General features: G+C 55.8%; 5 protein-coding genes. 3 read left to right on the forward strand and 2 right to left on the reverse strand.

Annotated features, from left to right (window positions below; translation table 11 throughout):
• The first annotated feature begins 79 nt into the window (after positions 1 to 79).
• The gene (locus ACNKH3_RS02425) at positions 80 to 1,219 is read left to right on the forward strand and encodes a cyclic nucleotide-binding domain-containing protein (RefSeq protein ID WP_420208107.1); all 1,140 of its coding nucleotides are present in this window, start codon (positions 80 to 82) and stop codon (positions 1,217 to 1,219) included.
• On the opposite strand, the gene cobO is transcribed toward ACNKH3_RS02425, so the two are convergent.
• Positions 1,216 to 1,797 carry a cob(I)yrinic acid a,c-diamide adenosyltransferase gene (gene cobO, locus ACNKH3_RS02430; RefSeq protein WP_417916358.1) on the reverse strand — a complete coding sequence of 194 codons (582 nt, stop codon included), beginning with the start codon at positions 1,795 to 1,797 and terminating at the stop codon, positions 1,216 to 1,218. The genes ACNKH3_RS02425 and cobO overlap by 4 nt on opposite strands.
• 214 nt (positions 1,798 to 2,011) lie before the next feature.
• On the opposite strand from cobO, the gene ACNKH3_RS02435 reads away from it, so the two are divergent.
• A complete protein-coding gene (locus tag ACNKH3_RS02435; protein WP_417916359.1) occupies positions 2,012 to 4,465 on the forward strand; it encodes a putative bifunctional diguanylate cyclase/phosphodiesterase in 2,454 nt (817 codons plus the stop codon).
• Here ACNKH3_RS02435 and ACNKH3_RS02440 read toward each other — a convergent pair.
• A complete protein-coding gene (locus ACNKH3_RS02440) occupies positions 4,401 to 5,195 on the reverse strand; it encodes a 16S rRNA (uracil(1498)-N(3))-methyltransferase (protein ID WP_417916360.1) in 795 nt (264 codons plus the stop codon). The genes ACNKH3_RS02435 and ACNKH3_RS02440 overlap by 65 nt on opposite strands.
• A gap of 477 nt (positions 5,196 to 5,672) precedes the next feature.
• Here ACNKH3_RS02440 and ACNKH3_RS02445 point away from each other — a divergent pair, with 477 nt between their 5' ends.
• On the forward strand, positions 5,673 to 7,604 hold the full coding sequence (locus ACNKH3_RS02445; protein ID WP_420208108.1) for a hypothetical protein: 1,932 nt from the start codon (positions 5,673 to 5,675) through the stop codon (positions 7,602 to 7,604).
• Positions 7,605 to 7,722: the final 118 nt, after the last annotated feature.

Below are 7,722 nucleotides of genomic sequence, written 5' to 3' on the forward strand. Positions count from 1 at the left end.
CGAAAAGTTTCCTGTCATAATAGACTGCACGGCATGATTTTTCACCTCATTTTCGGAGAAACCGGCAGGACGGCAGGCGATGGGAGTTCCACGAGTCATCTTTCGGGTCTGCGAGACCCTGAACTGCCCTAAGTTCCAGTACGGCGATTCCTTCACGGTCTCCGGCGTGGCAGTGATGATGCGCACCAACGGCGACAGCTCCTTTGTCAGCAGCGCCGCTGTCCATGCCAACCAGAACCGCGAGAACTGCGAAATCCTGTACGGCGATCTGGTTAAAATCATCATCAAATACGAGCGGGCCGACCAGATTCCTGACTGCCTCATCTCCTGCACCGGCTGCACCGGCTCGCTCCGCCTTGAACACAGCCGCAGCAGGAAAAACGGGCCGGAGCAGGAGGCGCTGCTGCAAAGCAACAAAGAGCTGGCGGCCCTGCTGGAAGATCTCAGCCGCTTCCCCTTCTTTCAGATTATCAGCCCGGAAAGTCTGGCCGAGCTGCTCCGCAACGCTGAGCTGGAGGATTTCAAAAAGGACGACATCATCATCAGGCAGGGCGCGCCGGGCAGCAAGCTCTACATCGTCGCCGAGGGCAAGGTGAGCATCCTCAACGACACCGGCATCTCCATCTCCACTTTGGAGCAGGGCGAGGTCTTCGGCGAGATGAGCCTGATCTGCGATGAAAACATCGGAGCCACAGTGCAGGCGGCGGCGGACTGCAAAATCCTCAGCGTGCATCACCGGCATTTCCAGCTGGTGATGGACCGCTATCCGACCATGCAGCGGTATTTCACCAAGCTGATGGCCCAGCGCCTGAGCCGCTCCAACAAAATCCGCTTTGACGACTACGCCTCCGGCATGATCGGCAGACTGGAGGAAATTCCGCCGGAAGCCCTGTTTCAGACCCTGCACACCAATGGCAAAACCGGCATCCTCACCATCACTGAGGTGCCGAAAGGCACAGCCCGCTTCTCCCTCCGCCAAGGCGCGCTGATAAAAGCCTCTTATGACGGACAGAAAGGCAAGGAGGCATTTTTTAAAATTTTGCGGGAAAAGAAAGGCCGCTTCAAATTCAATCCCGGCCTGCCGAAAGAAGATTTTGACGCGCCGGAAATCGGCTATTTTATGAAACTGCTGATGGAGGGGCTTCAGCAGCTGGATGAGGACCGCTCGTCACGGCGGCGGCAGGAGCCGGGCGGGAACACGCCTCAGGTTTCCCCTTAAAACTCAATGCCCTGCTGCGCCCGGACACCCTGCTTATACGGGTGCTTGACCTCCCGCAGCTCAGTGACTAAGTCGGCGGCCTGCAGCAGCCTCTCCCCTGCCCCTCTGCCTGTGACCACCACATGCACATGCGGCAGGCGCCGAGCCAGCGCGTCCAGCACTTCCTCCTCAGGCAGCATCCGATACTTGATCAGATAGGTCAGCTCGTCCAGCACAATTAATCGGTGGCGGCCTTCGGCAAGCATCCGCTTGGCGAAATCCCAGCCCTCGCGGGCGGCGGCGGCATCTTTGGTCAGATCGTCAGACTTCCACGTGAAACCCCGGCCCATGACATGAAAGTCGAGCAGGTCGCTGAAGCGGGCGGCAGCGGTCAGCTCGCCGTATTTCCAGCTGCCTTTGATGAACTGAATGAAGCAGACCGGCCAGCTGTGGCCGAGGGCGCGCAGGGTCAGGCCGAGGGCGGCGGTGGTCTTGCCCTTGCCGTTGCCAGTGTAGACGATCAGCAGGCTGTTCGTGCCGCCGGAGCTGGAAAGAACAGCGGCATTCTGCGCGGAAGCGTTTTCAGAGACAGAAGACATGATCGGATATTGAAAAAAACAGCAGGGACAGCGTCTCGCAGGCGGGCGGCCCGGTCATTGACCGCAGCCGGAATACATGGTATTTTCATCAAAGACGACAGGAGGCTCCTGTCTCAGGCCGCCTCATCTTCCTCGGCAAAAGGCTGCAGACGGCCAGCCCGGCAGGGCCGCGCCGCCGCTACAGTAAATCTTTTCCTCTGCGGATGCAATATCTATGATTCTCTTTTGTGAGGAATGCGGACAGCGGAACAGCATCACTTTGACTCCGGCCCTGATCGAGACCAACAGCTTCACCTGCCAGTTCTGCCGGTTCAAAAGCCCCTTTCCCTTTCTTGACAAAAACAGGAACAGCACCAGCGCCAGCGCGGTGATCCGCTGGCAGCCGGAGGAGCTGCGCCTTTCCGCCGCCGAAAAGCAGGAGCAGATCTTTCAGCTGCGTTTCGATGTGGACGGGGTTGAGAAGCCGGAACTGACGGTTGAGCCGTTCCGTCACTTTGCCAAGCTGATTGATGTTGAGAAAAACGGCCCGGCCAGCTTCAGCGTCAAAATCAAGCCGCTGGGGAAAAGCAAGGGCCTGCCGACAAACCGCAGAGTTCCCGCCCTCATCTTCTGCGAAGAGAACATCATGAGCTGGGGCACCATTTCCTTGGTCCGCGAGCCGGAGGCGGTCAGGGCGGAGCCGCCGAAAGAGGACTGCGCGGGCCAGGCCGCCCGGCGCATCGTCCTTGAGCCGCCGCCCCCGCCGGAAGAGGAGCAGGCGGATGAGGACAGCGGAGACGGGGACCTCCTGCCGGAAAATCTCAGTGTTGACATCCTCCATCAGCAGCTGGCGCAGCACAAGGCCCAGCTCCATCAGGCCCGCGCCGCCTCTTTCAGGATGCAGAAGGAGCTGTCCATCCGGAGGCAGGTCATGGACAGCCAGAGCTGCGGCCTTCTTTTTGTCAACGCTGAACAGCAGACGCTGTATGCGAATCCGATTTTCCTCAGCCGCTGCGGCTGCACCCTGAGCGCGGTGCAAAACCGGCGGCTTGATCAGCTGCTCAGGCTGACCGAGCCGGAGCAAAGCGTGGAGGAAGCCCTGAACGAGGCCGAGAAAAAGGGCGGCTGGCAGGGCAAGGCGGTCCTGCTGGCGGCGCAGGAGGAGCAGCAGTGCGAGCTGCGGCCCTTCTCCATTTCCATCACCCGCAGCGAGGCCGACGGCGAAGGGAAGGAAAAGGGCTTCATCTGCCTCCTGACGCTGAACGAGGGCGGCTCCGGCCTGAGACCGCCCTGCGCCTGTCCTGCCGCCGCCGGTCAGGCGGGCTTTGGTCTGGACGCGCTGACCGGCCTGGCCGACCGCCCCTCCTTTCAGGAATATCTGGAGGATTCCATCGCCCTGCTCGGCGAGGAGTCCAAAGAAGGGATCGCCCTGCTGTATGTTGATCTCGACCACTTCAAGCGCATCAACCGCATCTTCGGCCCTGGCTTCGGCGACAAAATCCTGTGCAGCGTGGCCGCCATTCTGAAAAAATGCGCCCATGATGCAGGCGCCGACTTGGTCGCCCGCCTCAACGGGGACGAGTTCGCCATCATCCTGCCGCCGCCTGCGAGCAGGGAGCGGGCAAGAAAGCTGGCGGAGCGGATCATGCAGCGTTTCCGCACTCCGGTCAACAACGAGGCCCGCGCCATTCTCATCCGGCCAAGCATCGGCTTCAGCGTCTATCCTGACGACGGCGGCAGTCCGCTGGAGCTGCTGCGCAACGCGGACACAGCCATGGAGGCGGCCAAGGGCGAGGGCGGCAACCGCATCTGCCAGTGGGACAGCGGCATGAAAATTCAGGCCGCCGAGAGCCTCTATTTGGAGAACGACCTGCGCAAGGCGGTGGCCGACGACGAGCTGATCAACTACTACCAGCCGCAGGTCAGCCTGACCAACGGTTCAATCTGCGGCATGGAAGCCTTGGCCCGCTGGATTCATCCCACGCGCGGCATGATCTCTCCGGCGGCTTTCATTCCCATCGCTGAAAACACCGGCCTGATTGAGAAGCTGGGTCTGGATTTAGTGCGCAAAGCCTGCGCCCAAGGGAAAAGATGGCGGGACATGGGCTTCAAGCGCTTCATCATGGCGGTCAACCTCTCCGGGCGGCTGCTGCGGCGGCGCGACCTTTACTACCAGATCATGAGCTGCATCGAAAGCACCGGCTATCCGCCTGAGGCGCTGGAGGTCGAGTTCACCGAAGGCGTGCTGATCGAGAACATGGATTTTACGGTGGAGCTGATCAACAAGCTGCGGGATCAGGGCGTGAAGACGGCCATCGACGACTTCGGCACCGGCTACTCCTCCTTCAGCTATCTCCAGCACCTTCGGGTGGACAAAATCAAAATCGACCGCTCCTTCATCACCAACGTCACCACCAACAAGACCGACGCGGCCATCACCTTGGGCATCATCTCCATCGCCAAGAATCTTGGCTTCCGGGTGATCGCCGAGGGCATCGAAACTGAAGAGCACCTCTTCTTTCTGCAAAAAAGCCAGTGCGACGAAGGCCAGGGCTATCTGTTCAGCACGCCGATTTCAGAAAAGGAAATGACCGGCCTGCTGCTGCGCGACTCCAGCGTCGCCCTCAGCCACAAGAGGATGATTGACAAGTTTTACTCGGTTCTGGCCACGGACAAACGGAAGGGCTGAACGCAGCCATCTCCCGCAGCAGCTGAAGCTGGCCGAGCAGCACGGCCACGGCGGTGTCCACATGCAGGATTCTGCCGCCCATGTTGAAAGCGGTGAAGCCTTGCCCGCTCAGACAGCGCAGCTCGTGCTCGTTCCAGCCGCCTTCCGGGCCGACCGCCAGCAGGACGCGCTCCCCGTTTTTTGGAAAAACCTCCGGCAGGTTTGCGCTCACGCCGGGATGGGCGAGCAGGCGGCAGCCGTTCAGCTCCGGAAGAGTGTCTTGGACAAAGGTGCTGAAAAGCGGATGGACGCGCACTTCCGGCAGACGGGTGTCCACGGCGGCCTGCGTCAGGCCCTCCAGCAGCCGCTCGCGGATTTTCTCCGGCAGCAGGGCGGGCGAGTGAAAGAAGGATTTTTCCACCTTGGCCGAGCGGATGAGATGGATGCGCCACACGCCCAGCGTCGCCGCCTGCTTGAGGATGCGCTGGAGCATGATCGGGCGCGGCAGAGCGAGGATCAGTTCCACCGGCGGCGGCGGCGGCGGCTCGCGGTCAAGCTGCACGGCCAGCGTCACCGTCTCGGCATCAATGCTGAGAACAGTTCCATGACCGAGCCTGCCGTTGATCATGCCGAGACGCAGGCTGTCCCCGGCGGCCAAGCCGAGCACCCGGCGGATGTGCTCCGACCGGAAATCATGCAAAAGCAGCAAGCTGTCAACCAACTCATCTTGAGAAAAAAGAAGAAGATTCATCGCCGGATTTCTTCATGTGTGCAGATGAAAGGCAGGGACAAGCATTGAAACGGTATCTACGCAATATACAGCGCGTCCTCGCTTGCCTTCAAAGGTGCTATGCCTGCCGTGACCAAGCCTTTGGCCAGCTCAAGGATTTTCATGTCGGTACGGGGAAGAAACTCAATAGCTGGCAGCTCTTCAGCAATCTACCTCTTCAAACTGGTGAATTCAAGTTCCAAGTGCAACTTTTTTTGGTTGCAAGAAAAGACAGTTACAGGAGTGTTACAGCTTTACCCTATCGCTAACAATCAGAAAATAATACAAAAAATACATGGCAAGCTGAAACGCCATGCAATTTATGCTTTTTGGATAACCAAAAAAAGTTGCACTTGCGAGTTGAATCAGCACTTTAAGGATTTTTCTCTTTGGGATAAAATGAGCTGTCACTCTAATATGTTGTCAGGAAAGCATTAATATCGTCAAGACTGCAAGAGCATGATTGATTTTTCTAAAATTCACGGATTTCAGGCAGGGCAACGACATTCTTTTGAAGAGTTGGTCTGCCAATTGGCACGCAGAGAAGAATATCCAGCCGATGCGGAATTCAGACGAGTGGAAGGGGCCGGTGGTGATGGAGGCGTTGAGACGTATTGGAAGAAAGCAGACGGCAATAAGATAGCATATCAGGCAAAGTATTTTCTGCGAACAGGTGATATTGATTGGGGACAAATCGACGAGTCCGTATCTCAGGCGATTCTAACTCATGAGAAACTTGAGGAGTATGTAGTTGCCTTGCCTTGTGATCTTACGGATAGATCAGGAAAGAAAGGGCAGGGCAAAACCGGCTGGGAGCATTGGGAAACCCATGTTGCGAAATGGAAGAAACAAGCTGCCGAACAGGGCAACTCAAGCATTCAATTTACTGTTTGGCCTCAGAGTGAGCTGCTCACCAGATTAACCAAGCCGACGGCTGAAGGTCTGCGACAGTATTGGTTTGGTGAAGTCGAGTTCTCACAACGATGGTTTAGGGAACATGTTCGGGAGGGCATTACTTCTCTTGACGAGAGGTTTCACCCGGAAGATCATGTTGATGTTCATATCCAGAAGCTCTTTTCAGTCATTGTCCGTCATCCCTCATATATTGAGGAGTTGAAGAGCAAGCTCGCCTTTATTGCTAAAAATTCACTCTCGATCAAACAGTTTTCAGGCTTGCCCCAGCAGCCTGATCCAGCACTTCTTGCCAACTTATCCAAGGCGCAGCAGCAATTGCTCGCCGTGCAGGAAGAGTTTGCTCTGCCTCTGCATAAAGATTGGAATATTGACCAATGGATACATTTTGCCGATGAACTTCTCTCGTTATTTGATACCTTGCTTGATTGGTGCTGGGAATATGCAAGAAAATTAGAACGGGAGAATCCTGCGAATAACGAAATATATCGCCAAAGGAGTGCATTATCCTTACTCAAGGAGTCTGTGGAAGAGTTCCGTTCGCTCTGTGCAAGTGAATTCATGCAGGCAGAACAAGGCCGGATTGCATTCATCGAAGGACGGGCTGGAACTGGGAAAAGCCATCTGTTCGGCAAAGAGGCATCCAGAGTTGCAGATGAAGGCGGAGCCGTCATTCTTGCGCTTGGTCAACGCATGAACAATGAAGATCCTTGGTCGCAGCTTGCAAAACTCTTCCATCTGCCGAATAAAAATGCTGATGTTTTACTTGGTGCCCTTGATGCCGCTGGAGAGGCAAGTGGTAAAAAAGCATTGTTGTTGATTGATGCCACCAACGAGGGGCCAGGCAGCAGGTACTGGCAGAACCATATCTTGAGTTTTGTCGAAACGGTGCAGAAATACAAGAATATTGCCTGTGTTGTTTCTTGCCGATCAGAGTATTTTCCCGTTGCCATACCGGATTCCCTTGCCCAGAGAACCCCGACTTTTTCCATCAGAGGTTTTGAGACGCATGAAGAGCAGGTGAATGCGGCCAAGGTTTTTCTTGATCGCCGAGGAATAGCTCGTCCAAGCACACCTTGGTTGGCACCTGAATTCGTTAATCCGCTGTTTTTGCGTTCGGTCTGCGTGTCCTTGGCGCGGGATGGAAAATCAGAATTCCCAACAGGTCTGCATGGAACACGTCATATTCTCAGCTATTATTTAGACAGCGTTGGCAAGAACATCAAAGCTGCGGAAGGAAGTTTGGCTTCCTTGCCTGCTGCTGTAAAAAATTCTGTCGTGCAACTTGCCAGCACGATGGTTTTTCATCGCAATGATTATCTCACAATGAGTGAGGCAGAACAGGTTATTGGCAAATGTTTTCCACCAGCAGCACCGCATTCCGAAGCCAGCTGGCTTCTTGTTCTGTTGAGCAATGGTCTCATTCGTCGTGATCCAAATCCACAGGCAAGCAAAGAGGTAAATGTGAACCATAAGTGATCAATTAAATAAAATACTATCATTATGGTGATGAATAAATCTCCAAACAGATGCTGTCAAATTCTCAATACTTCTCGAAAATGACAATGTCTTTCTGACTAATGCCGATAACCTTTGC

The sequence above is a fragment of the Candidatus Electronema sp. JC genome (genome assembly GCF_048287365.2).
Taxonomy (GTDB): domain Bacteria; phylum Desulfobacterota; class Desulfobulbia; order Desulfobulbales; family Desulfobulbaceae; genus Electronema.

Coding starts and splice junctions, on each gene's coding strand:
- ACNKH3_RS02425 (WP_420208107.1), top strand. CDS start 80: ATGGGAGTTCCACGAGTCATCTTTCGGGTCTGCGAGACCCTGAACTGC.
- cobO (WP_417916358.1), bottom strand. CDS start 1,797: ATGTCTTCTGTCTCTGAAAACGCTTCCGCGCAGAATGCCGCTGTTCTT.
- ACNKH3_RS02435 (WP_417916359.1), top strand. CDS start 2,012: ATGATTCTCTTTTGTGAGGAATGCGGACAGCGGAACAGCATCACTTTG.
- ACNKH3_RS02440 (WP_417916360.1), bottom strand. CDS start 5,195: ATGAATCTTCTTCTTTTTTCTCAAGATGAGTTGGTTGACAGCTTGCTG.
- ACNKH3_RS02445 (WP_420208108.1), top strand. CDS start 5,673: ATGATTGATTTTTCTAAAATTCACGGATTTCAGGCAGGGCAACGACAT.